25 protein-coding genes and 1 pseudogene are annotated in these 24,065 nt (G+C 40.1%); 12 read left to right on the top strand and 14 right to left on the bottom strand.

The genetic code is table 11. From position 1 onward, the window contains the following. Window positions 1-21: 21 nt before the first annotated feature. Complete coding sequence (locus ACPF64_RS06675; RefSeq protein ID WP_426455865.1) at window positions 22-2,355, top strand: PhoX family protein; 2,334 nt, start codon at window positions 22-24, stop codon at window positions 2,353-2,355. Window positions 2,356-2,404: 49 nt separating this feature from the next. Here ACPF64_RS06675 and ACPF64_RS06670 read toward each other — a convergent pair whose 3' ends face one another. Then, the gene (locus tag ACPF64_RS06670; RefSeq protein ID WP_045434934.1) at window positions 2,405-3,184 is read right to left on the bottom strand and encodes an NRDE family protein; all 780 of its coding nucleotides are present in this window, start codon (window positions 3,182-3,184) and stop codon (window positions 2,405-2,407) included. 93 nt (window positions 3,185-3,277) lie between these two features. Here ACPF64_RS06670 and lgt point away from each other — a divergent pair, with 93 nt between their 5' ends. The 7 genes and pseudogenes from lgt to msrA all read left to right on the top strand — a co-directional run bounded on the left by lgt (window position 3,278) and on the right by msrA (window position 8,163). Further along, entirely contained in the window at window positions 3,278-4,096 is an 819-nt protein-coding gene (lgt, locus tag ACPF64_RS06665; protein ID WP_005036980.1) for a prolipoprotein diacylglyceryl transferase, read from the top strand. 79 nt (window positions 4,097-4,175) lie between these two features. Beyond that, window positions 4,176-4,535: a hypothetical protein gene (locus ACPF64_RS06660; protein ID WP_426455864.1), complete on the top strand. Its 360-nt coding sequence runs from the start codon at window positions 4,176-4,178 to the stop codon at window positions 4,533-4,535. Between the two features lie 11 nt (window positions 4,536-4,546). Beyond that, a pseudogene (locus ACPF64_RS06655) lies at window positions 4,547-4,916 on the top strand (hypothetical protein); the annotation flags it as partial. Between the two features lie 160 nt (window positions 4,917-5,076). Then, window positions 5,077-5,919, top strand: a complete 843-nt coding sequence (thyA, locus tag ACPF64_RS06650) for a thymidylate synthase (RefSeq protein ID WP_003654809.1) — start codon at window positions 5,077-5,079, stop codon at window positions 5,917-5,919. A gap of 44 nt (window positions 5,920-5,963) precedes the next feature. Beyond that, entirely contained in the window at window positions 5,964-6,473 is a 510-nt protein-coding gene (locus ACPF64_RS06645) for a dihydrofolate reductase (RefSeq protein WP_426455863.1), read from the top strand. A gap of 14 nt (window positions 6,474-6,487) precedes the next feature. After that, window positions 6,488-7,543 carry a DUF4105 domain-containing protein gene (locus ACPF64_RS06640; protein ID WP_199990043.1) on the top strand — a complete coding sequence of 352 codons (1,056 nt, stop codon included), beginning with the start codon at window positions 6,488-6,490 and terminating at the stop codon, window positions 7,541-7,543. A gap of 95 nt (window positions 7,544-7,638) precedes the next feature. Beyond that, window positions 7,639-8,163 (top strand): peptide-methionine (S)-S-oxide reductase MsrA, encoded by a 525-nt coding sequence (msrA, locus tag ACPF64_RS06635; protein WP_003654802.1) that lies wholly within the window; start codon window positions 7,639-7,641, stop codon window positions 8,161-8,163. Between the two features lie 57 nt (window positions 8,164-8,220). Here msrA and ACPF64_RS06630 read toward each other — a convergent pair whose 3' ends face one another. The 5 genes from ACPF64_RS06630 to ACPF64_RS06610 all read right to left on the bottom strand — a co-directional run bounded on the left by ACPF64_RS06630 (window position 8,221) and on the right by ACPF64_RS06610 (window position 12,057). After that, window positions 8,221-8,625: an ExbD/TolR family protein gene (locus tag ACPF64_RS06630; RefSeq protein ID WP_003654800.1), complete on the bottom strand. Its 405-nt coding sequence runs from the start codon at window positions 8,623-8,625 to the stop codon at window positions 8,221-8,223. Further along, window positions 8,625-9,245 (bottom strand): MotA/TolQ/ExbB proton channel family protein, encoded by a 621-nt coding sequence (locus tag ACPF64_RS06625; RefSeq protein ID WP_004641039.1) that lies wholly within the window; start codon window positions 9,243-9,245, stop codon window positions 8,625-8,627. Before ACPF64_RS06625 ends, ACPF64_RS06630 begins: the two co-directional genes overlap by 1 nt. A gap of 43 nt (window positions 9,246-9,288) precedes the next feature. Continuing rightward, window positions 9,289-10,044, bottom strand: a complete 756-nt coding sequence (locus tag ACPF64_RS06620; RefSeq protein WP_426455862.1) for an energy transducer TonB — start codon at window positions 10,042-10,044, stop codon at window positions 9,289-9,291. 381 nt (window positions 10,045-10,425) lie between these two features. Further along, window positions 10,426-11,289, bottom strand: coding sequence for a formyltetrahydrofolate deformylase (gene purU, locus ACPF64_RS06615; protein WP_005036989.1), 864 nt, complete (start codon window positions 11,287-11,289; stop codon window positions 10,426-10,428). Between the two features lie 75 nt (window positions 11,290-11,364). Continuing rightward, the gene (locus ACPF64_RS06610; protein WP_003654791.1) at window positions 11,365-12,057 is read right to left on the bottom strand and encodes a TetR/AcrR family transcriptional regulator; all 693 of its coding nucleotides are present in this window, start codon (window positions 12,055-12,057) and stop codon (window positions 11,365-11,367) included. Window positions 12,058-12,169: 112 nt separating this feature from the next. On the opposite strand from ACPF64_RS06610, the gene ACPF64_RS06605 reads away from it, so the two are divergent. From ACPF64_RS06605 to ACPF64_RS06590, 4 genes are all read left to right on the top strand, one after another. Further along, complete coding sequence (locus ACPF64_RS06605) at window positions 12,170-13,618, top strand: coniferyl aldehyde dehydrogenase (RefSeq protein ID WP_198079053.1); 1,449 nt, start codon at window positions 12,170-12,172, stop codon at window positions 13,616-13,618. A gap of 167 nt (window positions 13,619-13,785) precedes the next feature. After that, window positions 13,786-14,022, top strand: coding sequence for a 50S ribosomal protein L28 (rpmB, locus tag ACPF64_RS06600; RefSeq protein WP_000048256.1), 237 nt, complete (start codon window positions 13,786-13,788; stop codon window positions 14,020-14,022). Between the two features lie 12 nt (window positions 14,023-14,034). Then, complete coding sequence (rpmG, locus tag ACPF64_RS06595) at window positions 14,035-14,190, top strand: 50S ribosomal protein L33 (protein ID WP_003654787.1); 156 nt, start codon at window positions 14,035-14,037, stop codon at window positions 14,188-14,190. A 150-nt stretch (window positions 14,191-14,340) separates the two neighbouring features. Further along, a complete protein-coding gene (locus ACPF64_RS06590) occupies window positions 14,341-16,050 on the top strand; it encodes a cation:proton antiporter (protein ID WP_426455861.1) in 1,710 nt (569 codons plus the stop codon). A gap of 36 nt (window positions 16,051-16,086) precedes the next feature. On the opposite strand, the gene ACPF64_RS06585 is transcribed toward ACPF64_RS06590, so the two are convergent. The 8 genes from ACPF64_RS06585 to topA all read right to left on the bottom strand — a co-directional run bounded on the left by ACPF64_RS06585 (window position 16,087) and on the right by topA (window position 24,035). Further along, window positions 16,087-16,365 (bottom strand): hypothetical protein, encoded by a 279-nt coding sequence (locus ACPF64_RS06585; RefSeq protein WP_003654767.1) that lies wholly within the window; start codon window positions 16,363-16,365, stop codon window positions 16,087-16,089. Window positions 16,366-16,477: 112 nt separating this feature from the next. Beyond that, complete coding sequence (locus ACPF64_RS06580) at window positions 16,478-16,981, bottom strand: DUF6586 family protein (RefSeq protein WP_003654765.1); 504 nt, start codon at window positions 16,979-16,981, stop codon at window positions 16,478-16,480. An 81-nt stretch (window positions 16,982-17,062) separates the two neighbouring features. Beyond that, window positions 17,063-17,425 carry an ASCH domain-containing protein gene (locus tag ACPF64_RS06575; RefSeq protein WP_426455860.1) on the bottom strand — a complete coding sequence of 121 codons (363 nt, stop codon included), beginning with the start codon at window positions 17,423-17,425 and terminating at the stop codon, window positions 17,063-17,065. Between the two features lie 9 nt (window positions 17,426-17,434). Further along, a complete protein-coding gene (locus ACPF64_RS06570) occupies window positions 17,435-17,674 on the bottom strand; it encodes an RNA recognition motif domain-containing protein (protein ID WP_003654760.1) in 240 nt (79 codons plus the stop codon). Window positions 17,675-17,746: 72 nt separating this feature from the next. Then, entirely contained in the window at window positions 17,747-19,726 is a 1,980-nt protein-coding gene (locus tag ACPF64_RS06565) for an ATP-dependent helicase (RefSeq protein ID WP_151743519.1), read from the bottom strand. A 117-nt stretch (window positions 19,727-19,843) separates the two neighbouring features. Continuing rightward, window positions 19,844-20,416 carry an HdeD family acid-resistance protein gene (locus tag ACPF64_RS06560; protein ID WP_016801770.1) on the bottom strand — a complete coding sequence of 191 codons (573 nt, stop codon included), beginning with the start codon at window positions 20,414-20,416 and terminating at the stop codon, window positions 19,844-19,846. Between the two features lie 135 nt (window positions 20,417-20,551). Further along, window positions 20,552-21,310 (bottom strand): hypothetical protein, encoded by a 759-nt coding sequence (locus ACPF64_RS06555; protein WP_426455859.1) that lies wholly within the window; start codon window positions 21,308-21,310, stop codon window positions 20,552-20,554. A gap of 88 nt (window positions 21,311-21,398) precedes the next feature. Next, on the bottom strand, window positions 21,399-24,035 hold the full coding sequence (gene topA, locus ACPF64_RS06550; RefSeq protein ID WP_426455858.1) for a type I DNA topoisomerase: 2,637 nt from the start codon (window positions 24,033-24,035) through the stop codon (window positions 21,399-21,401). Window positions 24,036-24,065 lie beyond the last annotated feature (30 nt).

The raw sequence follows: 24,065 nt of genomic DNA, 5'->3' as shown, positions 1-24,065 counted from the left end.
TTACTTACTTAGGAATTTCCCATGACAGAGCTGACGCCATATCATGAAGATCAAGAACTGGACAATAATACTTCTGACAATATCCACTTTCGTGACATTTTAGAACAACATGTAAGCCGCCGTAGTTTAATTACCAAAGCTGCAAGCGGTGCCGTAGCTCTAACTTTAGCTTCTACATTAACTGGCTGTAATGATAGTGATGATGACTCTGGTTCAAACAACGGTGGAACCACGCCTGTAGACCCAAATAAAAGACCAGAAAAATTAACCTTTACGGCCGTCGCAAAAAACCACAACGATATTGTGACTGTACCTGAAGGTTATGAAGCTAATGTCATTTATGCTTTAGGGGACTCAATCAATCCAAAAGTTGGAGATTGGGACGACAATAAAATTCCACCTGGCCCAAGCTTCCAGTTTCGCTCTGGCGACTGCCATGACGGCATGCATTTCTTTGGCTTAAATACTTCAACAAACCGCTTTGACGAGAGTGTTTCAGCTGAAGGTTTGTTAGTCATGAATCACGAATATATTAATCAGACTTTCCTTCACCCAAAAGGTCCAACAAAAGTTGATGGACGCCGCCCTGAAGATGAAGTGATTCGTGAAACTAATGCACATGGCGTTTCTATTGTTCACATTAAAAAAGATCCAACAACTCAACAAGTAACAATTGATAAAAGTTCTGCTTTTAACCGTCGTATTACAGCATCAACAGAGATGGATTTTGAAGGTACTGCAGCGGGTTCAAGCCTGCTCGCAACTCGTTTCTCGCCTGCTGGCCGTCAAACTCGAGGCACACATAATAACTGCGGTAATGGTCATACCCCTTGGGGCACATACTTAACCACTGAAGAAAACTTTATTGGTTATTTCCAACGTTCAGGTAGCGATGAATATGCACGTACAGATGCAGAAAAAATTGCATTAAAGCGTTACGGGTTAAGTGTTAAAAAAGATGAACTCTATCGTTATGAGAAAGATGAAAAAGGTGCCCCTAAAAAAGATACAGAGGGCAAAATCATTTATGAAAAAGATAAAAATGGTGAGTTAATTCCTAACGTTGATGAACAAGGGCGACAAATTTATTTAGGCGCAAGTTCACGCTACGGCTGGGAAAGCGCGATTGGTCAGGTGGAACCACAAGACTTATATGACCGCTGGAATGCCGATGTAAAAGCTGCACAGCCGACACAGGACTACCGCAATGGACCTAATACATTCGGCTGGATGGTCGAGATTAACCCGTTTGATGGACGTCAAAATCCAGTTAAAAGAACATCGTTAGGTCGTTTTGCACATGAAGATAGTGCTTGCCGTGCCGTTGTAGGTCAACCATTAGCATTTTATATGGGTGATGACTCTCGCGGAGAATACATCTATAAATTTGTCTCTAGTGCAGTGTGGGATGCCAAAGATGTAAACGGCGGCTATACGGCCGGTGACAAATATATGAACGCGGGTAAATTGTATGTTGCCAAATTTAATAACGATGGTTCAGGTCAATGGATTGAACTTGCCTATGGCAAAAATGGCTTAAATGAAAGCAACACTACTTACCCATTCAAATCTCAAGCAGACGTTGTCACATTTGCACGTTTGGCTGGCGACGCAGTCGGTGCTACAAAAATGGACCGCCCAGAATGGTGTACTGTTAACCCAGTGAATGGCGAAATCTATGTAACTCTTACCAACAACTCAAATCGTGGTAAAGACTACCCAACAGATGCAGCCAACCCACGTAACTACACAGATTTATATAACGGCACCAAAGAGCAAAAAGGTAACGTGAACGGTCATATTATCCGTTTTAAAGAAGCCGATGACAAAACCACTGCTGAAACCTTTAAATGGGATATCTATCTGTTCGGCGCAGAAGCATCTATGGCATCAAACATTAACCTATCTGGTTTAACTGACAATAACGATTTGTCTTCACCAGATGGTATGTGGTTCGACTCACGCGGTGTGCTTTGGATTCAAACAGACGATGGTGCCTATACCGATGTCACTAACTGTATGATGCTTGCTGCGTTACCGGGCCAAATTGGTGATGGCGCTACTGCAACCACTTCAAATGGCCAACAAACGCTAGTCGGCGCTAAAGTTACAGACTCAACATTACGCCGTTTCTTAGTTGGACCAAAACAGTGTGAAATTACAGGCATTGCCATGACACCAGACCACAAAGCAATCTTTATTAATGTTCAACATCCGGGCGAAGATTCTGCAAGCTACGCGACACCAGACAGTAACTGGCCAGCAACCCAGAAAGATCCAAGCAACAAAACTGCACGTCCACGTTCAGCCACTGTTGTGATTACCCGTAAAGATGGCGGTGTGATTGCAGGCTAATTTGTTTATACTTATAAAAATGCCGATCAATTGATCGGCATTTTTATTACTATCGATTTAAAAGAATCTGCTGCTGCACAATTTGACCACTGTGCTCACCTTGTTGGGTCTTTTCTAACCAAAGCCATTCATTATTGGTCATTCTTAGAAAGTTCGAACAGCGTGTTCCATACACGGGACTTTGAATAAAGGTGGATGATAATAACTCTTCCATTTCTGCTTGAATGCCAGTATTCGGTAACAATGCTGTTGTGACTTTACGCTCATCTTCTAGAATATCCCATGCAGCGTGTTGCAAAGTTAATTCTTCTGTCTGGTGTTGAAGCATAGGCAAAAACTCTTGCGTAAACCGTGTTCGTAAATGTCTGGTTTTTTCCCAATGATCAGACATCAAGCCATTAGAAACCACATAGACTCCATTAGCTAAAACTTGAGGAGCTTCTCCGCGGTTACTCATATAGACAGCTTGATCAGCATTGCCCATAAACAAGTTAAAGCCAGCAAAATTTTGTTGTTGCTGTTCTAATTGTTGTGCAAAACGAATAGGTAATAAATCAGATTCTAAAAAGGCCTGAACCAAATGACCCCGAGAAGTTTCATAAGTTTTTTGGTCTCGCCCATCACGAAAATTGGTCAAAACAGCCCATCGGCCTTGAGGTGTTATTCCCATCCAAGTACCACCCGACTGTAAGTCCTGCCCTGCAACAATTGGCTTATGTTCCCACTGATGCAACAAAGCTGTGGGGCGATGATAAAACTCGTCTCGATTTGACATAAGACACAAGGGCATATCATCCAGAACATGCCATGCTAAAGCCACAATACACATTAATTCTTGTTCCCTATCTTTACACATTGAATGTACAACATTTTTCACATCATTCCGCTACAATCTGTCAAAACGTAAGATCAAGGAGCAGCAATGCTGACCTATCCTAATATCGATCCGGTCGCAATACACTTAGGACCTCTTCAAGTCCATTGGTATGGACTCATGTATTTATTAGCATTTTTATGTGCTTGGGGGCTTGCTTCCTACCGTGCCAAACAGCGTGATGGCTGGACATCGGACATGGTTTCCGATCTGGTATTTTACGGTGCTCTAGGTGTCGTTCTGGGCGGTCGTGTCGGCTATGTCCTTTTCTATGAGTTTGATAAATTCCTCGAAAACCCAATCTGGCTATTTCAAGTCTGGACAGGCGGTATGAGCTTCCATGGCGGCTTTTTAGGCGTCATGATTGCTATGCTATTTTGGTGTAAAAAATACCAAAAAACATGGTTCCAAACCCTCGACTTTATTGCCCCTTGTGTACCGACTGGTTTAATGTTCGGACGTATTGGTAACTTTATTGGTGGAGAGTTATATGGTCGTGCGGTAACTGACCCAAATTATCCATTTGGTATGATTTTCCCGACGGATCCGTTACACCTAGTCCGCCATCCATCACAAATCTATCAAGCACTTTGTGAAGGTTTAATTCTATTTATTATCTTGTGGTGGTTTAGTTCAAAACCGCGTCCACGTATGGCTGTTTCTGCCCTATTCTTAATGGGATATGGCGTTGCCCGCTTTGTGATGGAATTCTTCCGTCAGCCAGATGCCGACCAAGGTTTTATTCTATTAGGCTGGATGACAAAAGGACAAATTCTAACAATTCCAATGTTGCTGATTGGCCTTTGGATGATGTGGTACGCCTACCAAAAGAAAATTTACGACTGGGGTCCACAAAAGAATAGTTAATATCTAAATTAGAGGAGTTTCGGCTCCTCTTTTCTTTTTTTATGCTACAGTTTTTACTCTCCCAAGATGAAGATATACCATGCTGGAATTCTGGTTTAATACGCAAGTCCCGACATTTAAAAAACTAGTTATTTTAATTATTACGCTGCTTATTTGTATTGCGCTATATCAATACCAACCACTGCCTTTAGATACAATTCTGATGTTTACTGGAACTGGGGTAATTTTTTTAATCTGTCGTTACTTTAAATTGCATTTCGCTCAAAAAAATCCGACGGGGTTATTTTACCGCCTATTTACTTGGATCCCTATTGCCCTTCTTTTCGCTCTAATTTTTGTTAAAGCGATGCCGAACTTGCTGATCTGGGGTGTGCAAGGAATTGCTTTTATGGCACTTGCTGCTTTTATTTTTTCACCGCAATCACTTTTTAAAAAATAGGTTTGGTTTTCATGTTGGCTTATTGGTACAACGCTCCGCGCCATATCAAACTCATCTTCATTGTTGCCGTTTGTGTGGCAGTTTACATAGCTAATCAAGTTCAGCCCCTATCCCCTATCTATACTGTACTCAGCCTTATTTTCGGTTTTGGTTTACATGTTGGACATTACTTAAATAGCAAAATTTCAAATAACAAATCATATAAATCGAGCTTTGGAATTTTAAGCAGCATCTATCCTATTTTTATCGTTGTTATTTTGATATATCTGCTTCCTGCTCAGGACAAATGGATTCTTGCGCTACAAGCTTTAGGCTTTGTACTGGTTGGCTTTTTTCTTGTTTCGATTTATCAAAATCGCGCCAAGCGATTTGATTAATTACACCCATTGAAATGTCATAGAACTATTTTTAGATTTTCATCTTGAGCTACAACGGGTATCATCTTCAGTGGTTCATGATGAAGCAGCTCTATTGCGTAATTATTTATCGTTGAGCTATCTCCCCCTTTATTTTATGGAATTAATCCGAACTCGAGAGTGTTATGCGTGCATATTTAGACCTTCTACAACATATCCTTGATAATGGCGGTGACAAAGGCGACCGTACAGGCACAGGAACCCGTTCTGTATTTGGTCATCAAATGCGTTTTGATCTCTCTAAAGGTTTTCCTTTACTCACCACAAAAAAAGTTCACTTCCGTTCTATTGTGATTGAGTTACTTTGGTTTTTAAAAGGCGACACCAACGTCCAATATCTAAAAGATAATAAAGTTTCAATTTGGGATGAATGGGCAACAGCAGAACAAACTGCCCGTTTTGGCCGCCCAGAACATGAACTTGGACCGGTATATGGTCACCAATGGCGTAATTTCGGTGCAACTAAAAATGCGGATGGCACTTATAACCAAGATGGTTTTGACCAAATTAAATGGTTAATTAATGAAATCAAAACCAATCCGAATTCACGCCGTTTAATTATTTCCGGCTGGAATCCAAACGAAGCTGGACAAGTGGCTTTACCACCTTGCCATACACTTTTTCAATTTTTCGTACAAGATAACAAATTGTCATGCCAGCTTTATCAACGTAGTGCAGACGTGTTTTTAGGCGTGCCTTTTAACATTGCCAGTTATGCTCTACTCACCCATATGATTGCTCAAGTGTGCGGTTTAGGAGTAGGTGACTTTGTTTGGACAGGCGGTGATACGCATCTTTATGTCAATCATTTTGAACAAGCACAACTTCAATTGACACGTGAACCTTTACCACTATGCCAATTGAAACTAAATCCAGAAGTAAAAGACTTATTTGATTTCAAATTTGAAGATGTTGAAATTGTAGGTTATGAGTCACATCCTGCAATTAAAGCACCAGTTGCAGTATAACGACCACTCAAATTTCATTAGGTTACGGTTTAGAGAATAAGATTATGGCATGGCAAAATGTAGAAGTTGTTCACGTTGTGGCAATGGACAAAAACCACTGTATTGGTAAAGGCAATGCGTTGCCATGGCATATTTCTGCCGACTTAAAACACTTTAAAGAAATCACACAAGGCGGTGTGGTCGTGATGGGCCGTAAAACCCTTGAGTCTATGGGGCGTGCTCTACCCAACCGTGTGAACTGGGTGATTACCCGTGACATTAACTGGCAATTTGACGGTATTAAAGTTGCTTATTCAATTGAAGATGCTTTAAACGCAGCTTTGGAAGATGTGAAAAATACTGAAAAGCAGGCACTGTTCATTATTGGTGGTGGTGAGATATTCAAGCAGACTTTGTCGATTGCAGACCGTCTTGAACTCACTCATGTTGACTTAGATGTGCAAGGTGATGCACATTATCCAACAATACCGAGTGAATTTCATAAAACTGCAAGTGAACAGCAAGTTGATGAAAAATCAGGAACTTCATTCGAGTTTGCTACTTATAAAAAATAATTCTATGGATGCCTATGCACAATATCGGAACACGTGAATTTATTACTGCCCTACTTTTGGGGCTATTACATAGTCTATTCACGCTGTTTATTGTGTTTTCTAGCATTTGGGTATGTGTAGCGCTTTGGGTTCAACAACCTTTTGGCTGGTTAGGCAGCCGCATACTCATTGGCATCTGGATTGCTTTTGCACTCAGTATGGCTGGCTTATATGTGGAAGGCCATATTATTAGCCGCCGTACAGACATCCTGATTTATCTTCTCGCGTTTGCTTGTTCTCTCGTTTGGTATTTTTCAATTACTGCACGTCAAGACCGCGACTGGAACCCTGAAGTTGCCAATATGCTGAGCTACGAAAAGCATGGCGATGTGATTACCCTGCATAATGTTCGTAACTTCAACTGGCATCCCGATGGAACCTATGATGTTCGGTGGGAAACTCGAACTTTTGATCTTAACCAGTTGAATGGCATAAACATTATTGCCTCTTACTGGATGGGACCACAAATTGCTCATACATTGGTCAGCTTTGAATTTAAGAATCAACAACCCTTAGTATTTTCAATCGAGATTCGCAAAGAAAAAACTGAAGAGTTTTCGGCAATTGGTGGATTTTTTAGAAAATATGAACTTAGCTTAATTGCTTCTGATGAAAAAGATATTGTGTACACACGCAGTAACATCCGCAAAGAGCAAGTTTATAATTTTCCTATCAACATGCCACGTCGCGAGCAGAAGGCTTTATTTTTAGAATATCTAAAGAAATCTGATGAACTTCGTGCAGAACCAAAGTGGTACAACACCCTCACCAGTAACTGCACCACTCTAATTTTTGATATGGTTCAAGCGATTAACCCCTATCAACTTCCTAAAGATTACCGTCTAATCGCTTCAGGTTACTTACCTAATTATTTATATGATCTTAAAGCACTTAATCAAACTATCAGTTTAAAACAGTGGTATCAAATTGCACACATCAACCCACGTACTGAAAATTTTGAACAGCTTTCAGATCAGAGTAGCGAACATTTCTCTCAAATCGTTCGACAAGGTTTACCAAAACCGAAATAAGTAATGCACTTTTCTTTACTTTTTTATACATGCTTTACTTTGTATTTTAAATACATAACCCCTATTGTAATAGACAGGAAATAGAGGAAAAAACAATGCAACAGGCCTTATTTGGCGGCGGCTGCTTTTGGTGCGTCGAAGCCGTTTTTTTACAAATTCGTGGTGTAGAAAAAGTAACTAGTGGTTATGCGGGTGGGCATACAACTCATCCAACTTATGAGCAAGTCTGCCAAGGAGATACTCAGCATGCTGAGGTGATCTTAGTAGATTTTGATGAAGAGCAAGTAACATACTCCCAGTTACTCGATGTATTCTTCGCGACTCATGATCCAACGACTTTAAATCGCCAAGGTAATGATATCGGCACGCAATATCGCTCTGTTATTTACTATTATAATGAAGAGCAAAAGCAGGCAGCAGAACATACGATTCAAACTCTAAAAGATGATGATCTTGATATTGTGACTGAGTTGTCTCCTGTCCCGACGTTCTATCCAGCCGAAGAATATCACCAGAATTACTATGCAAAGAATCCTTCACAAGGTTATTGCAACTTTGCGATTCCACCTAAGTTGCTCAAGCTATATAGTAAATTCCAGCATCTTATGAAAGATCAATAAATTAGAGCAATAAAAAAGCAACCAATGAGGTTGCTTTTTTATTGCTTAAACTAAATTTTAGTTTTCACTGACAAAGGCAATATCGCTCAGTCCGGCTTCACTTGCGCGAGACATTACCTGTGCAACAGTATCGTACTTCGACTCTTTATCAGCACGAAGCTGAACTGTTGGTTTAACATCACCTTGACCCGCTTCTTGGAAACGTTTTTGAAGCTCATCAAGGCTAATTACTTGAGTATCCCAAGCCACTTCACCATTTGCATTAATACTAATCGTAATTGCTTTTGGTGGTGGATCAATAATTTCAGCAGTTGTTTTAGGAAGCGTTAATGGAATCGATGGGTTGGCAACTGTTGCTGTGACCAAAAAGATGATCATTAACACCAACATAATGTCGATTAGCGGAATGAGGTTCATCTCATTTATGCCACTATCGTGGTCTTCACCCAATTGAAAAGCCATTAAGCTTGACCTCCAACATAACTTTGCTGTGCAGTTTTAACATCAGACTTTACAGTTGAATCTTGCTGCAACATCGTGTCAATTAACAGACTGTGTGCTTGATCTTGTAAATCATGAGCAAGACCACGGTTAGCACGTACACAGATGTTATAAGCCAATACCGCAGGAATCGCAACTGCAAGACCAAGGCCCGTCATAATAAGCGCTTCACCTACTGGTGTAGCCACTTGAGCCAAACCTGCTTGTCCACTTTTACCTACTGCAACAAGTGCATGGAAAATACCCCATACCGTACCAAACAAACCAACGAATGGTGCAATTGAAGCAATTGTTCCTAAAACAGAAATACCTTTCTCAGCATTGACTTTTTCAGCAGAAATTTGACGAAGTAGCGCCTGCTCTGCAACCGCTTTACGTTGCTCAAAACTTAATGGTTGTAACTTTGCTTTTAGCGAAGTGATAGCCTGAGAAAGTTGAGCATAAGCTTGTTGCTTTAATTGGCGAGTCCCCATCAAACGTAAGATGAAAACTGTCCAAGTAGCAATCGACATTGCCAATAAGATGAAATACAGGGTCTTACTCACTGCATCTGCATGTTGCCAATAGATTGAAAAGTTCATATTGAACTCCTGATTAAGGTTAGCCGTTGGGACTCAAATTCATTTAAGGGGTTAAATCAAAAGGTTGCTCTGCTTTAATTGGGTAAGCAACCCCATTTTCCATATAAGGTTTAAATTTCGCACCGCGAACAGCACGGACAACTTTATCATCTAGACTTGAAATACCACTACTTCTGGTCACTCGCACATTAATAATCTTGCCTTTTTCATCGGCTTCAATCAGTACCATGATAGAGCGTGCTTCGCCTTGTAAATCTTTTGAAGAAACTGTTAATCGTGGTGAACGACTCCACTGTACACCCGAACCACCAATCGAAACTCGTTTTGGTGATGGATCTGGAGCTGGTTGAGCTTTAGGTGCTTCTTGTACCACTGGTTTTGGGGTTTCATCTACTTTTTTAACAACAGTAGTCGTCGTTGTCACCACTTTGGTTTCAACTTTAGGTTCTGTCTTTACTGTTTGTTTTGGTGTTTCAGCCTTTTTCACCTGTTGAATTTTTTCCACTTTTTTTGGCGGTGTTATAGGTTTTTCAACAACTTTAACTTCTTTTACCTCTTTTTTAGGTTCCGGTTTTTTTGGCGGTTCCTTTGGTTTAGGAGGTAGTGGTTTAGGTTGCTCTTGAATTTTTACGAAACGTACCTGTAAAGGTTTCTTATCGATTGGCTTTAATTCAGCAGGCTTAATATGGCTAACTGCCCATAAGACCCCGATATGACCAACTGCAACTGCAATTAGTGCTGTGATGACTTTCTTTTTCATCGGATTGGGAGAGTTTAAGGCTGCGGAAGATTGACTCATAAGAATCTAATTACCTAATGGATGATGATTTCAGCTTTCTATTTATAGAAACGATTTCAAACATCGGATAGAACAATAAAGTGCCACAATAATAAATGAGAAGTGTTTTCATTTGCAACTATTTTTTGAGAAAATCATCTGTGCTATGTCACCCATTTGTATCTATTAAGTGTCTTTGCTTTAGTTTTCTCATAGTTACATCAGTGTTGATCACTTGCTCATCATTCACTTAATCAAACTTATATTGCTTGAATAACTTCATATTGAACAAAACCAATGCTATCACAAACTAACTCAATCATTGATATGTTATATCATTTCATAAATATTTTAAATATAAAAAAACACGCATAAAGCGTGCTTTTTTAAGATAGCGGTTATTTAAAAAACAACAGTCTTATTACCATCAACAATAATACGGTCTTCTAAATGCCACTTCACTGCGCGAGCCAATACATTACGCTCTACATCTTCACCAAGCTCACGTAATTGCTCAACATTATAGTCATGACTCACACGCTCAACGTCTTGCTCAATAATTGGGCCTTGGTCAAGGTCGGCAGTCACATAGTGAGCTGTCGCACCAATCAACTTCACACCTTTTTCATAAGCTTGCTTATATGGGTTAGCACCCACAAAAGCTGGCAAGAAAGAATGGTGAATATTGATGATTTTCATTTCCCATTTTGCAACAAAATCTTCGCTTAAAATCTGCATGTAACGTGCAAGAACCAATAAATCGTTGCCTTGCATCATTTCATCAATTTGCGCATAAGCTTCAGCTTTATTGTCTTTGGTGACTTTAATTACAGTAAATGGAATCCCGAAGTTTTCAACAGATTCACGTAAATCTTCATGATTTGAAATAACATGAGTAATTTCACAATGTAACGAACCACGTGCATGACGCCATAACAATTCAAGCAATGCATGGTCAACTTTGGAAACTAAAATACCGACTTTTTTAACATCATTTACGAAAGCAAGGCGCCATTGCATGCCATAACGCTCAGCAACGTTCGCAGCAAAAGTCTGGATTAAGGCATCTTTACGCGACTGTAAGTGGTCAAGTTCAAATTCAACACGCATGAAATAACGTCCGCCCTGAGCTTCCGTCGCATACTGATCAAGCGCGGTAATGTTTGCACCTTGGTGATACAAAAAGCTCGATACCGCTTGTACGATCCCTGGCTTGTCTTCACAAGTAATCAGTAAACGGGCTGTATTGGCAGTGGTCATATTCATTTGGTTAATATCACTTAATTGAGATAAATTTTTTAATAGGCCGAGTATTCTAGCGCCCTAAATAAACAAGCACAACTATTCGTCTTTTAAGGACGATAAGCTAGCAAATAGATCTGAAGGTCCAAGAGATTCAAGCAACTGCTCATAAGTTGCTCGGCTTTCACCCATAAGATAAGGCCCTTCAAGGAAAACCATTTGGCGTAATGCTTGCCAAACCCATTTTTCTTCTAAATGGTTATTGTCACTAATATGACCAGACATATACAAAAAGTTTGTCCAGTTTGTTAATACAATCCAGAGGTTAATAATGAGTGCTTCAATTTCTGACGCTGTCATTTTCATAAGACCTGCATCTACAAAGGCTTGATAAATTCTTTGCCCCTGCTGCATGACCTGCCCCGCAAAACGTGGATAAATCTTTTTAAAGTCTTCGTTACTTTCAACTAAATGATAAACATCACGATGAATAAAACGGTAACTCCATAACTGGCCACTTAGTACTTGAAAATAATTGATTTTATCATTAGTCGTTAATGGTCTATCGTCAGGTAAAGAAAGTACTTCCAAAGTCTCGGCCTGATATTGATACATTAATTCCTTAATAATTTCATGCTTGTTCCGGAAATGATAATACAAGTTTCCGGGACTGATACCTAACTCCGCAGCAATATGATTGGTTGTAACCGACCGTTCACCTCGCTCGTTAAAAAGCTGCAAACTGATTTGTAAAATCCGGTCTTTTGTCTTCAGAGCTTTAGGTTGAGACATTTTAATAACCTTTAATAATTCAAATGGTTAAGACTTGAACACATAAACTGACTTGACTATTTAGAGTATTTACTCTAAAAAATAAACATATCAATGTATTTGGTAAGTACCGATGAACAGTCAAACAAAAACAAATCCAGAGACTCAGCTTCCTTATGATGTTAAGCATTTACATGACTTGCTTGAACATCAAAAGCTTGCTTATTTACGTCATCCGGTACCCACTGCTAAAGAGCGTATTGATCGTTTAGCTCGTCTTAAAAGAGTCTTGGTAAAATATCAAGATCAGATTGCCGACGCAATTAACCTTGATTATGGCAATCGTGCAGTTATGGAAACAAAAATTGGTGAGTTACTCACCAGTTTGGAACAAATCAAATATTACAGCAAACATCTGACAGCGTGGATGAAACCTTCAAAACGCCATATCAGTGTATTACATCAACCAGCAAAAGGTTGGGTACAATATCAACCTATGGGTGTAATTGGTATTATTACACCATGGAACTACCCATTGCTGCTTTCAGTTGGACCATTAATCTGTGCGTTGGCAGCGGGCAACCATGCCATGATCAAGATTTCTAGTGCCTCTCCAAATTTTGGGCGAGTCCTTGAAAGTGTATTAGCAGAAGCCTTTCCACAAGAATTAGTTGCTGTGGTAAATGGTGGTGGCGTTATTTCAGATGCTTTTAGTCATTTGCCTTTTGACAAAATGATTTTCACAGGCTCAACTTCTGTTGGTAAAACAGTGATGGCAGCCGCAGCTCAAAACCTGGTTCCAGTGATTCTTGAGTTAGGCGGAAAATCTCCTGCACTTGTGCATGCATCTATGGATATGAAAGATGTGGCTCAACGTATTGCTGTAGGTAAATTATGGAATGCAGGACAAACTTGTGTTGCACCTGACCATATTTTCTTACCGCGCGGAAAAACTGCTGAGTTCATCGAAAACTTTAAATTGATTGTGGCTGGTATGTATCCACACTTCCGCAATAATCAAGATTACACATCTATTATTAATGACAAGCAATACAACCGTATTCAGGGCTACCTTGAAAATGCCCGCGATCAAGGTGCTCGTATTGTTGAAATTAATCCACAAAATGAAATTTTAGATGATGTCCGTAAAATTGCACCGACTTTAGTTACAGGCGTAACGACTGCAATGGACATTATGCAAAATGAAATTTTTGGTCCTATTCTGCCAATTTTAGAATATGACCAAATAGAAGAAGTCATCGAATTTATTAATAGTCGCCCACGTCCTTTAGCTATGTATTATTTCGACTATGATCAGGCGCGTGCTGATTATGTTGCGCAGCACACCCACTCAGGACATTTCGGAATCAACATGGTCATTACCCATGTGGCTCAGGATGATTTACCCTTTGGAGGAATTGGCGCATCAGGTATGGGTAAATATCACGGACCAGAGGGCTTTTTCAGTCTTTCTCATGAACGTTCGGTGATGTCAAATCCAAAACTTTATAGTCTTAAATACATTCTTCCACCGTTCAATAAGCCCATTCATCGTTTCATTTCGAAAACCTTGTTGCGCTAACTGATCAAGGCATGATCTGTTATACTAAATCATGCCTCGTTTTTACCAATTCCGCTTGTCTTTTAATCGTATTTTTGGTATAAAACGCCCCTTGAATGAATTCATCCGTTTACATTTAGTATGACTGGCCACAGATTTGCTGTTGGCTGAATCAATGGAGTTACACCATGTCTAAGGTTTGCCAAGTTACCGGCAAGCGTCCAGTCGTTGGTAACAACGTCTCACACGCCAACAACAAAACCAAGCGCCGGTTCGAGCCGAACCTGCACCACCACCGTTTCTGGTTAGAAAGCGAAAAACGTTTTGTACGTCTTCGTTTAACCACTAAAGGTATGCGTATTATTGACAAATTGGGTATCGAAAAGGTTGTTGCAGACCTTCGTGCTCAAGGTCAAAAGATCTAAGGAGTCTGAACAATGCGTGATAAGATTCGTCTCGTTTCTACAGCTGGTACAGGTTATTTCTATACCACGACTAAAAACAAACGTACTATGCCGGAAAAAATGGAAATCAAAAAATTTGATCCAAAAATCCGTCAACACGTGATTTTCAAAGAAGCTAAAATCAAATAATTTTAGCCTCGAAAAAAACGACTTCACAATGAGGTCGTTTTTTTTTGCATTTTTTTTATACCTGGCTTTTTTTTGTTAAACTTTCCACATATTTCGCCTTGGCATTTTTTATGCTTGTCTTTAGCCTAACTCACGTAAAAGGAGTTTTTAGTGCCGCATGACGTAGATTTAATTGTTTTACTTGCTGTTGGTTTCGGTGTTGCCCTCTTCTTTGGTTATCTTGCAGCCCGATTACGACTTCCCCCTCTTATTGGCTATTTAATTGCCGGAATTATTATTAGTCCAAATACACCCGGCATAGAAGCTGATATGCATCTTGCTAACCAGCTTGCAGAACTCGGGGTCATGTTCCTGATGTTTGGTGTAGGGATGCACTTTTCATTAAATGACCTATTGCTCGTTCGCCGTATTGCTCTACCAGGCGCGATTTTACAAATTGCGGTCGCCACCCTATTAGGAGTTGGCGTATCCATGCTATGGGGATGGAGCTTTGGTTCTGCACTCGTTTTTGGCTTAAGTCTGTCGTGTGCGAGTACTGTTGTATTATTAAAAGCTTTAGGAGACCGAGGTCTTTTAGATTCAGTCAACGGCAAAATTGCTGTGGGTTGGCTGTTAGTCGAAGATTTAGTCATGGTACTTGTTTTAGTACTCCTTCCAGCTACAGCAGTTTTACTCGGTGGGAAAGCACCAGAAGGTGCAGATGGTAATATCTGGTTAACCCTTGGGCTCACTTTATTAAAAGTAGTTGGCTTTATTGCCTTTATGCTGATTGTAGGTAAACGTGTTGTTCCTATTATTATGCAGTTTGTTGCTCGTTTAGGTTCAAGAGAGTTATTCACCCTCACCGTTGTTGCAGCTGCTGTTTCTATTGCCTATGGGTCTTATGCCATTTTTGGGGTTTCAATGGCATTAGGAGCTTTCTTTGCAGGGATGGTTGTTAAAGAATCAGACTTTAGCCACCGCGCAGAAGAAGAAACGCTTCCATTACGCGAAATTTTCTCAATTCTGTTTTTTGTCTCTGTGGGCATGCTGTTTGACCCACATATTCTTGTTGAACGTCCGCTCCATATTTTGGCCGTTATCGCCATTATTATGGTAGGTAAAACAGTTGCTGCAATGGCATTGGTTTTATTCTTCCGCTATCCAATCAATACAGCCCTTACAGTTGGCGCGAGTTTGGCCCAAATTGGTGAGTTTTCATTTATTTTGGCTACCCTTGGTGTTTCTTTAGGCCTATTAAGCCTAGAAGCTCAAAATCTGATTCTAGCTGGTGCTTTATTTTCAATTACGCTGAACTCTTTTATATTCTCTGCAATTGAACCAGTACAACGCTGGATTCGTGAGCGCTCTCACTTAGCCCGTCTTCTTGAACGTAGTGGTGACCCATTAGCAATGTTACCTGATGAAGTTGATCAAGCCTATTTACGCGATCAGGTCGTCATTGTTGGATATGGCGGTGTGGGACGACGTATCACTGAAAATTTAATTAATGAGAATATTAAGGTTGTTATTGCCGAAGAGAATCGTGAAATCGTAGAAAAACTGCGTAACTCGAATATTGCAGCAGTCAGTGGGGTTGCAACTGAGCCAAGTGTTTTAATTCAAGCACATATCATGCATGCACGGCTCTTGGTGATTTCACCTATGGATATTCTAGATATTCACCGTATTGTGGCGATTGCTAAGCAATTAAACCCTCAAATTCAGGTGTTAATTTGCGCAGAAAGTAAAGAAGAAGCGGCTATCATTCGAGATGAGAATATTGGTGAAGTGTTCTATGCTAAAGAGGAAATGGCAAAGAATATGAGCCATCATATAGTAAATCAGATCGAGCTTGCCCATCAGTCAACTATTCATTAACTGATATAAAAAGCGTACTCAAGAGTACGCTTTTTATTAGCTCAAGAATTTAGGCTGTTCGTCTACTACCTCAGCCTGCCACTCATTTACCTGCTTCTCAAGCAGTCCAAACAATGCAGCCTGAATCATATGTTGGGCAACCACAGGTGTTTGTTCACCTAAGATTGCTTTTACTTCATCACTAAATTGAATTTTGACCAAGGGTTCATTCTCAGAACCAGCATTACGCAAGGCAAGTTCACCACCTTCGAGTTGGACTAATTCCAACACTGCTTCTTGATTTCCAAATAACTCTTTCAATTGCTGTATAGACATATACTTCCTCCATGTTTCAACATGGTGGCAAAGCACCCTTGCACTTTGCATCTCTTGTCTTATTTATATAGGCACATCCACACTAAATTTCAAGCACTAGGACAGTTTAATTTTAGAACTCGACCATTTCATTACGAAAACCATCAATTAAATGGGTTAATTCTCGATGCCATTCACGCAAAATTTTGACATCAGGCAACCAAGATTGAGGACCTTGAGTTACTTTGATAATCAGGTTAGAGGATGTCTCTTCTTCAGGGGTCGGCTCTTTTGGTTCCGGCGCATATTGACACATACGATAAGCTCGCTTTAACTCAGCAACGAAACCATCTTTTGCCAATTGCTGCAAAACAGAGACTTCAGGAGAAACCTGCCCTTTTGCCGCCATATGTTCCTCAATAGATTTTAAGGTAGGTTGTAAATCATTTAAACGATAATAACGTACCAATTCTTGTAAGAAAGCTAACATTGCACCATGTAGGTGGAATACAGCTGCTTCACGGTGAGCTTGTATCTGCTGCACATGATCGGTCTGTTCAGCCTGTTGACACGCTAAGCGCGCAAAATAGAGCTTCTGATTGGTACGATCGGCATGATAACGAGCAACACGTGACATAACTAAACTTTCCTGTTCTAAAATCGCTATTGCAACAGCTAATCTTTAGCTTAACGACTCCATTAATAAAATCAACGTTATTTATGGTAAATCCAGCTCAACTTGATAAATTTTACGTTTAGCTAAAGTTTTTAATGGCTGCCTTATAGGGCGAACATTACTTAAAACCCAAGCAAAATATCCCTCGTCCCAAGCAGTTGCACATGCGGGCTCAATTTCATCATTTCGCCAAGCATGAATAGAGTCGATATCAACCAAAGCGACAGCAACTCCCTGTTCTTCATCAGTATCTTTGACCAAAAAATTTTGGTTCTCGACAATTAATAGATCTTTGATTGGCAGTTTTGTAGGTACCCATGAACGCACTTCAAGTGTTTTTATACCTTCAGTGATACGAGTACCATTTGGCGCGACAATCGAAAGAGCTAAAAACTGTCTTTTCACACTGAAGACTTATTCTTCAGCTGCTTTAACGCGAATTCCATTGCCTTTAACTTTAAGCAGGTTTAAGCCTTTAATTGCCTTAATTGCTTCACGTGGGTTAGGCATTTCAACAAAACCAAAACCTTTCGATTTACCTGTGTCTTTATCAGTAACAAGAACACACGTTTCAACTTTACCAAATGCTTTGAATAACTCTAAAATTTCAGTTTCACTCACAGCACGATCTAAATTACGAACTAATATCTTCATTTTCTAACCTTAATTGGCAATAAAAGGGAGCAGCCAATATATTTAAGTAATCACAGTGTCTTATACAGTAGTTTAATCCAGATCGATACCAAAACCTAAATTTACTGCAGGTGAACGGTTCCATTGCTTTTTAGCAAATGGCTGAGGTACTTGCCTATGAATCTTTGCCTGAACCAAATGTGCAGGAAGATCATTTAGGAAATAACTTTCGATTTTACGACCTTGTTCATCATAATTGTCTTCTGACCATGTATTGAGGTTTTGCTTAGTCAAAATTAATTCATTTTCTGCACGTGTTAATGCAACATACAATACGCGGCGCTCTTCTTCGACATCATCAAAATCGCCCTGTGCCCTTGCATAAGGATATTGATTTGGCGATACATGAGGTACATAGCAGACTTTCTGTTCAGCACCTTTAGCTGAATGAATCGTAATTAAAGTCACTAAATCCTGATCAGCTGCTTTTTCAATTTCAGAAACTGAAATAGGTTCAAGAACATATTCTTCAAGAAACTCACCTAAAGATGCATGTTTACGTGCAAGTTGCTTGACCAAATCAAAGTCTTTTAACCGGCGTGACCAATCTTTAGTTTTATAATTTTGCTCGAGTTGTTCACCTAAAGCATCGAGTGCTAAGCCAATACTTGCTTCAACATGCTGCTGCAATACATCTAACTGCTTTAAAATTAAAATAGCCTGTAAAGGGACTTTGCCATGACGTTCTAGACGATTGCAGCGCTCCTCAACATCAGCAATTCCCATCAGATCTTGAGCGAGCTTACTTGCACCAACATCACCAATACCATCCCACAAGGTTAAAAAACGCATCCACGCCAAATCATCGTGAGGATTGCTCACAATACGTAGCAGGCTAAGTACGTCTTTCACATGAGCAGACTCAAGAAGTTTTACCCCACCAATAAAACGGTAAGGTAATTCAGCAGCAATAAAAGCTCCTTCCAGATATCGTGCACTATAGCCAGAACGCACCAAAATCATATGATCGTGCCAGCTTGCACCTTGCTGATGTCGCGTTATTAAGTCCTGTGCAATCCAGTTTGCTTCTTCATACTCATTACCAAACAAATGTAGCTGAGGCTTTTGGCCTTGACCACGATGGGCTTGCAGCTGTTTTTGATAATCAATTGGGCTATTTGCTAATAACCAATTTGATAAATCCAAGATTTCTTGGGTCGAACGGTAATTTAAATCCAGTGTATGAATGACTGCGTCAGGTATCCGCTCTTTAAAAGAATGGATATTTTCAAAGTCTGCACCGCGAAAACCATAAATCGACTGGGCATCATCGCCAACACAAAACAACTTCACTTTGCCAATCAATGGTTGTAATAAAGCCCACTGCAAAGGATTGGTATCTTGCATTTCATCAACCAGCAGTGCCTGACAAAAACCTGCAACCCAGTTGGTGAGTGCTTCAGAATTTTGCAAATGGACAGCTACAATTGACAAAATATCGTCATAATCTAAAAAATTACGTTCTCTTTTACGTTGCTCATAGGTTTTCATCAAATCTGCAATTTGAGTCTTATGCTCATAGGCTTCTGGAAGCTGTTTGATTAATGCTTCAGAAAGTTTTGTTTGAGTATTTCTGGCATAAGAATATAAATCGCATAGCTCTGCGGCTTTAGGTAAGACGTTATCTTTGTCTTTGCCTCTTAATAAGCGAAACATGAGCAACTGATCATCACGATCAATAATACTAAATTGATTTAACCCAAAAGCTTGTGGATTACGGCGCAGTAAATACATACAAAAAGTATGAAAAGTTGAAGCTCTCAGACCCTTTGCCTGTGCTCCCACATGTTGTTCTACTCTTGCAACAATCTCACTCGCAGCGCGTCGAGTAAAAGTTAAAATCTGAATTTGGTTCGCTGGTAAGCCTTGATCAATTAAATAGGCTGCACGTGCAACAATCGTTTTAGTCTTGCCACAACCAGCACCCGCCAAAACTAAACAGTTCTGTGCAGACGTTGTTGCTGCTTTTTTTTGCTGAGCATTTAGTTCATTAATTAATTTTGCAAGACTCATAACACATATCGCTAACACACCAAGGCATAGTTTAACAGAGCCCAGCAACGGATGGGTCTGCCTGTCCTAAAAACAAAAAGAGCACTTAAAGTGCTCTTTGATTCGATATTGTTTTTTTTAAGATACTGTTTTTGAACTAGATGGAAGATGTTTAATGGCTGAAGCTAAACCAAGGAAGTTAATTCCCTGAAATAAGATATCAACAGCAAGGAACATTCCCAGCACCCAAAAAGGTGAATCTTTAGAAACCAAAATTAGAATACCAGTAAATAAGGTGAGCAGTCCTGAAAACAAGGTCCAGCCCCATCCTGTAATGGGCTTAAGTAAAATTGCATTTATAGTACGTATAGCACCAGCAATGATAAGCGCTATTGATAATAAACTTGTCAAAACCACAGCTGTAGTGACTGGAGTAGAAAAAGCGTAATAGCCAGCCATGAGATAAAGCACACCAAACAGTGCCCATAACCATCTACTTGCGCCTTTAAAAACACTCATAGCCGCGACGAGATGTAACACACCGCCGACCATCATGAGTATTCCAAATAAAAAAACGACAGAAAAAGTCGCAAATGGCAATGAACTAAATAAAATCAAACCAAAACCAATAAGCACAAAGCCTAATATCAAATACCATTTACGGTCAGCATGTAACTGATTACGTACCAAATCATTACCTACAGTTTTCATCATGGCTACTCTTATTATCAGGTATTAGAATTTCATCTACCTAACAATAGTGATGTACTTCACACTTTTTGTCTGTATAAAATCTGCATCGTTTCTTAACAATTGATGTGGATAAAGCAGTATTTATCCACAGTTTTATTTCACCCAGCCAATTTCTCGGGCAGTAGGTAAACCTATGATCGTTTCTTGTAAATTATTAGGCATTTTACTACTCTGCTCAGATAAGGCAGTATGACCTCCCATAATTTCAGCTTGAATTTGCGGATAAAGAGGAATTTTTTCTGGTTGAGCATAACCTAGAGGATAAACCGGCTGTCCTGTTTTTAAATCATATTTGTCCTGTGCTCCAAAGCCATGTAAAAGCTCATGAACGATGACGACTTGATTTTGTGAAGCTTGTGTTTTGGTCGCAAATAAATTAACACTACCAATGCGACCTTTTTCTAAAGCAGTCGAATGGATTAAGACTTTCTGATAATTCGGATCATAATAATTTAAGTAAAGTTTGAATGAGGCTCCACTATCCTCGGGTTGTTGTTGTCGCCATGCATAAAAACGAAACTTTAGGCTCCACCACATAACATGCAAGATATTGGCATTTTCAGGAACCTCTGGTGGACGTTGCTGTAACTGTTGTCCTAAACGAATTACAAAGTTTCCTGTTTGCCCACGATAATGCTGTGACCATTCATCTAGATAGTTTTTAATTGCCCAAAAATCTTCATTTTTCAATTGATCAGTATAAGTCTGTGTTGTCTGTAAACCATCAGCATTCACTGGGTGTAGAACGACTACAACTGTGTGATTCCAGTCTTGATTTTGATCTCGCCATGCCTGAACAGCAACAATCAACAAAATAATTAATAAGCATAAGACCCGAATGTTTTTCCACATTCTTATTCCCCATAAAATTAAAATTTTCTTTTATTGTTTTAGATATAAAAAATGCTAGCTGAGCTAGCATTTTTTATAGTGGGCTTGTTTAACCCTCAACCCATTTACCATCTTGATAAATCAGGCTCCATTTGGTTTGTTTACCCTCCGGTGTTTCCGAGCCTACATATTGTGATTGATTCTTACGACTGAATTTCACAACTGCTGGATTACCTTCTGGGTCTACATCTGGTGCTTGTAAAATAAATTGATATTTTGGATCAAGCTGAGCTGCCACACTACGTAACTCTGCAACTTTTGGTGCGCGTGTTTCACGAATTTTCGGGAATTTACTCGCTGCCAAGAATAAACCTGCTGCGCCATCACGTAACACAAAGAAGTCATCATGTTTCGCTGAACGTAGGTGTTCCATCTTGATCGGTTCTACACGTGGAGGTGCAGGTTGACCACTCTTCAAGACTTTACGTGTATTGTCACAACTGGTACAAGCGAAATATGGACCAAAACGACCCGTCTTAAGCTGCATTTCACCATCACATTTATCACATGGAATCGTTGGGCCATCATAACCCTTGATCTTGAACTCACCTTCTTCAAGCTCAAAACCATCACAGTCCGGGTTGTTACCACATACGTGCAGTTTACGACCACCATCAATCACATAGCTGTCCATGGCAGTGCCACATTTCTCACAGCGATGCTTTGACATCAAGTCTGCTGTTTCTGCACCATCATCATCAGATAGAGCAGCTAACGACTCAACAGGTGTTAAGTTCAGTGTACCTTTACAACGCTCTTTAGGTGGCAAGTTATAGCCAGAACACCCTAAGAATACACCAGTTGTACCCGTACGAATCTGCATTGGACGTGAGCATTCAGGACAATGCACTGCTGGCACTTCAACTGGTTGGTTACGGCGCATTCCATGCTCGCCTTGAGCATTGGTCAGACGTTTCTTAAAGTCGCCGTAGAAAGTATCTAGTAACTCTTTCCAGTTACGCTCGCCTGTTGCAACTTTATCAAGCTGCCCCTCAAGGTCTGCCGTAAAGGCATAATTCATCAAGTTATTAAAACTTTCATCCAGACGATCCGTCACAATTTCACCCATTTTTTCGGCGAAAAGACGACGGTTTTCTAACTTAACGTAACCACGTTCCTGAATGGTAGAAATAATAGCTGCATAGGTCGAAGGACGGCCAATACTACGTTTTTCAAGCTCTTTAACTAAAGATGCTTCAGTAAAACGTGCAGGTGGTTTAGTAAAGTGCTGACTTGGATCTAACTTTTCTAACTTTAAGATTTCGCCTACTTTAATTGCAGGTAAAATAATATCGTCATCTGACTTATTCGCTCCACGTACTTTAGTGAAGCCTTCAAATACAAGCGTACGGCCTTTCGCCTTTAACTCAACATTCGCTGCTTCAACAATTAAAGTAGAAGATAAATATTCTGCTGGTGTCATTTGACACGCAACAAATTGACGCCAGATCAAATCATATAGACGTTGAGCATCACGTTCTACACCCGCAAGTTGATCGCCACTAAGCGCAACATTTGACGGACGAATCGCCTCATGGGCTTCTTGAGCACCCGCTTTGTTACCGTAGCGGTTTGGCTTTGCCGGTAAATATTTTTCACCATATTGGCTTTCAATATGAGCACGTACCATGCTTACTGCATCATCACTCAAGAAAGTTGAGTCAGTACGCATATAGGTAATAAAACCTGCTTCATATAAACGCTGAGCTAACATCATGGTTTTCTTTACAGAAAAGCCTAAACGTGTACTCGCAGCCTGTTGCAAAGTTGAAGTAATGTAAGGTGCGCTTGGATTGACCTTAGTTGGTTTATCTTCACGCTGTGCAACTTTATATTCAGCACCCTTTAGAACATCTAATAAAGCATCAGTTTCAGCTTTATTTTTCAGTTTAAGGGTTTTACCAGCCTGCCTAAATGCTTCAAGACGAATATCATCTTTTTTGGACTGAGTATCTGCAAAAACTTGCCAATATTCTTCTGGAATAAACGCACGAATTTCACGCTCACGCTCTACAACCAGTTTCACTGCTACTGACTGCACACGTCCGGCAGATAAACCACGGGCAATTTTTTCCCAAAGTAATGGTGAAACCATAAAGCCCACTACACGGTCTAAGAAACGACGTGCTTGCTGAGCATTTACACGATTTAGATCTAGACGTGTTGGCTGTTTAAATGCTTCTTGAATGGCATTTTTAGTAATTTCGTTAAACACCACGCGGTGATAACGACTATCATCACCACCGATAACTTCTCTTAGGTGCCAAGCAATGGCTTCCCCTTCTCTATCCAAGTCCGTTGCGAGATAGATTGCATCGGCATCTTTGGCGAGTTTTTTGAGTTCAGCAACAACATTTTCTTTACCGGGCAGAACTTCGTAATGAGCTTCCCAACCATGTTCAGGATCAACCCCCATACGATTAACTAAAGCCTGACTAGCTTTTTGTTCTTTTTCGGCTTCGGTGAGTTTAGTCCGGGCAGCCGGCTTTTTCTCTGTTGATTTACTGCCGCCTGTTGGCAAGTCACGTACGTGACCTACAGAAGACTTTACAATGAATTGCGAACCCAAATATTTATTGATGGTTTTCGCTTTGGCAGGCGACTCCACAATCACTAAGGCACGTTTAGGTGCAGCAGGTGCAGTAGATGCTGTGCTTTGAGATGCAGAGCGCGAGGTATTCGCCATATAAAATGTTATTCCTATACCAATAAATTT

The organism is Acinetobacter sp. KB005 (assembly GCF_049949095.1).
Lineage (GTDB): Bacteria > Pseudomonadota > Gammaproteobacteria > Pseudomonadales > Moraxellaceae > Acinetobacter > Acinetobacter calcoaceticus.
This window is presented reverse-complemented; position numbering and strand designations above follow the sequence as displayed.

What these genes read in the sequence shown, in the direction of transcription:
- thyA (WP_003654809.1), top strand. Translation starts at nt 5,077, where the DNA reads ATGCGTGCATATTTAGACCTTCTACAACATATCCTTGATAATGGCGGT.
- topA (WP_426455858.1), bottom strand. Translation starts at nt 24,035, where the DNA reads ATGGCGAATACCTCGCGCTCTGCATCTCAAAGCACAGCATCTACTGCA.
- ACPF64_RS06630 (WP_003654800.1), bottom strand. Translation starts at nt 8,625, where the DNA reads ATGGCTTTTCAATTGGGTGAAGACCACGATAGTGGCATAAATGAGATG.
- rpmG (WP_003654787.1), top strand. Translation starts at nt 14,035, where the DNA reads ATGCGTGATAAGATTCGTCTCGTTTCTACAGCTGGTACAGGTTATTTC.
- ACPF64_RS06585 (WP_003654767.1), bottom strand. Translation starts at nt 16,365, where the DNA reads ATGTCTATACAGCAATTGAAAGAGTTATTTGGAAATCAAGAAGCAGTG.
- ACPF64_RS06570 (WP_003654760.1), bottom strand. Translation starts at nt 17,674, where the DNA reads ATGAAGATATTAGTTCGTAATTTAGATCGTGCTGTGAGTGAAACTGAA.
- ACPF64_RS06610 (WP_003654791.1), bottom strand. Translation starts at nt 12,057, where the DNA reads ATGTCTCAACCTAAAGCTCTGAAGACAAAAGACCGGATTTTACAAATC.
- ACPF64_RS06560 (WP_016801770.1), bottom strand. Translation starts at nt 20,416, where the DNA reads ATGAAAACTGTAGGTAATGATTTGGTACGTAATCAGTTACATGCTGAC.
- purU (WP_005036989.1), bottom strand. Translation starts at nt 11,289, where the DNA reads ATGAATATGACCACTGCCAATACAGCCCGTTTACTGATTACTTGTGAA.
- ACPF64_RS06645 (WP_426455863.1), top strand. Translation starts at nt 5,964, where the DNA reads ATGGCATGGCAAAATGTAGAAGTTGTTCACGTTGTGGCAATGGACAAA.
- ACPF64_RS06555 (WP_426455859.1), bottom strand. Translation starts at nt 21,310, where the DNA reads ATGTGGAAAAACATTCGGGTCTTATGCTTATTAATTATTTTGTTGATT.
- ACPF64_RS06580 (WP_003654765.1), bottom strand. Translation starts at nt 16,981, where the DNA reads ATGTCACGTGTTGCTCGTTATCATGCCGATCGTACCAATCAGAAGCTC.
- lgt (WP_005036980.1), top strand. Translation starts at nt 3,278, where the DNA reads ATGCTGACCTATCCTAATATCGATCCGGTCGCAATACACTTAGGACCT.
- ACPF64_RS06620 (WP_426455862.1), bottom strand. Translation starts at nt 10,044, where the DNA reads ATGAGTCAATCTTCCGCAGCCTTAAACTCTCCCAATCCGATGAAAAAG.
- ACPF64_RS06640 (WP_199990043.1), top strand. Translation starts at nt 6,488, where the DNA reads ATGCACAATATCGGAACACGTGAATTTATTACTGCCCTACTTTTGGGG.
- ACPF64_RS06605 (WP_198079053.1), top strand. Translation starts at nt 12,170, where the DNA reads ATGAACAGTCAAACAAAAACAAATCCAGAGACTCAGCTTCCTTATGAT.
- ACPF64_RS06660 (WP_426455864.1), top strand. Translation starts at nt 4,176, where the DNA reads ATGCTGGAATTCTGGTTTAATACGCAAGTCCCGACATTTAAAAAACTA.
- ACPF64_RS06565 (WP_151743519.1), bottom strand. Translation starts at nt 19,726, where the DNA reads ATGAGTCTTGCAAAATTAATTAATGAACTAAATGCTCAGCAAAAAAAA.
- rpmB (WP_000048256.1), top strand. Translation starts at nt 13,786, where the DNA reads ATGTCTAAGGTTTGCCAAGTTACCGGCAAGCGTCCAGTCGTTGGTAAC.
- msrA (WP_003654802.1), top strand. Translation starts at nt 7,639, where the DNA reads ATGCAACAGGCCTTATTTGGCGGCGGCTGCTTTTGGTGCGTCGAAGCC.
- ACPF64_RS06675 (WP_426455865.1), top strand. Translation starts at nt 22, where the DNA reads ATGACAGAGCTGACGCCATATCATGAAGATCAAGAACTGGACAATAAT.
- ACPF64_RS06670 (WP_045434934.1), bottom strand. Translation starts at nt 3,184, where the DNA reads ATGTGTATTGTGGCTTTAGCATGGCATGTTCTGGATGATATGCCCTTG.
- ACPF64_RS06625 (WP_004641039.1), bottom strand. Translation starts at nt 9,245, where the DNA reads ATGAACTTTTCAATCTATTGGCAACATGCAGATGCAGTGAGTAAGACC.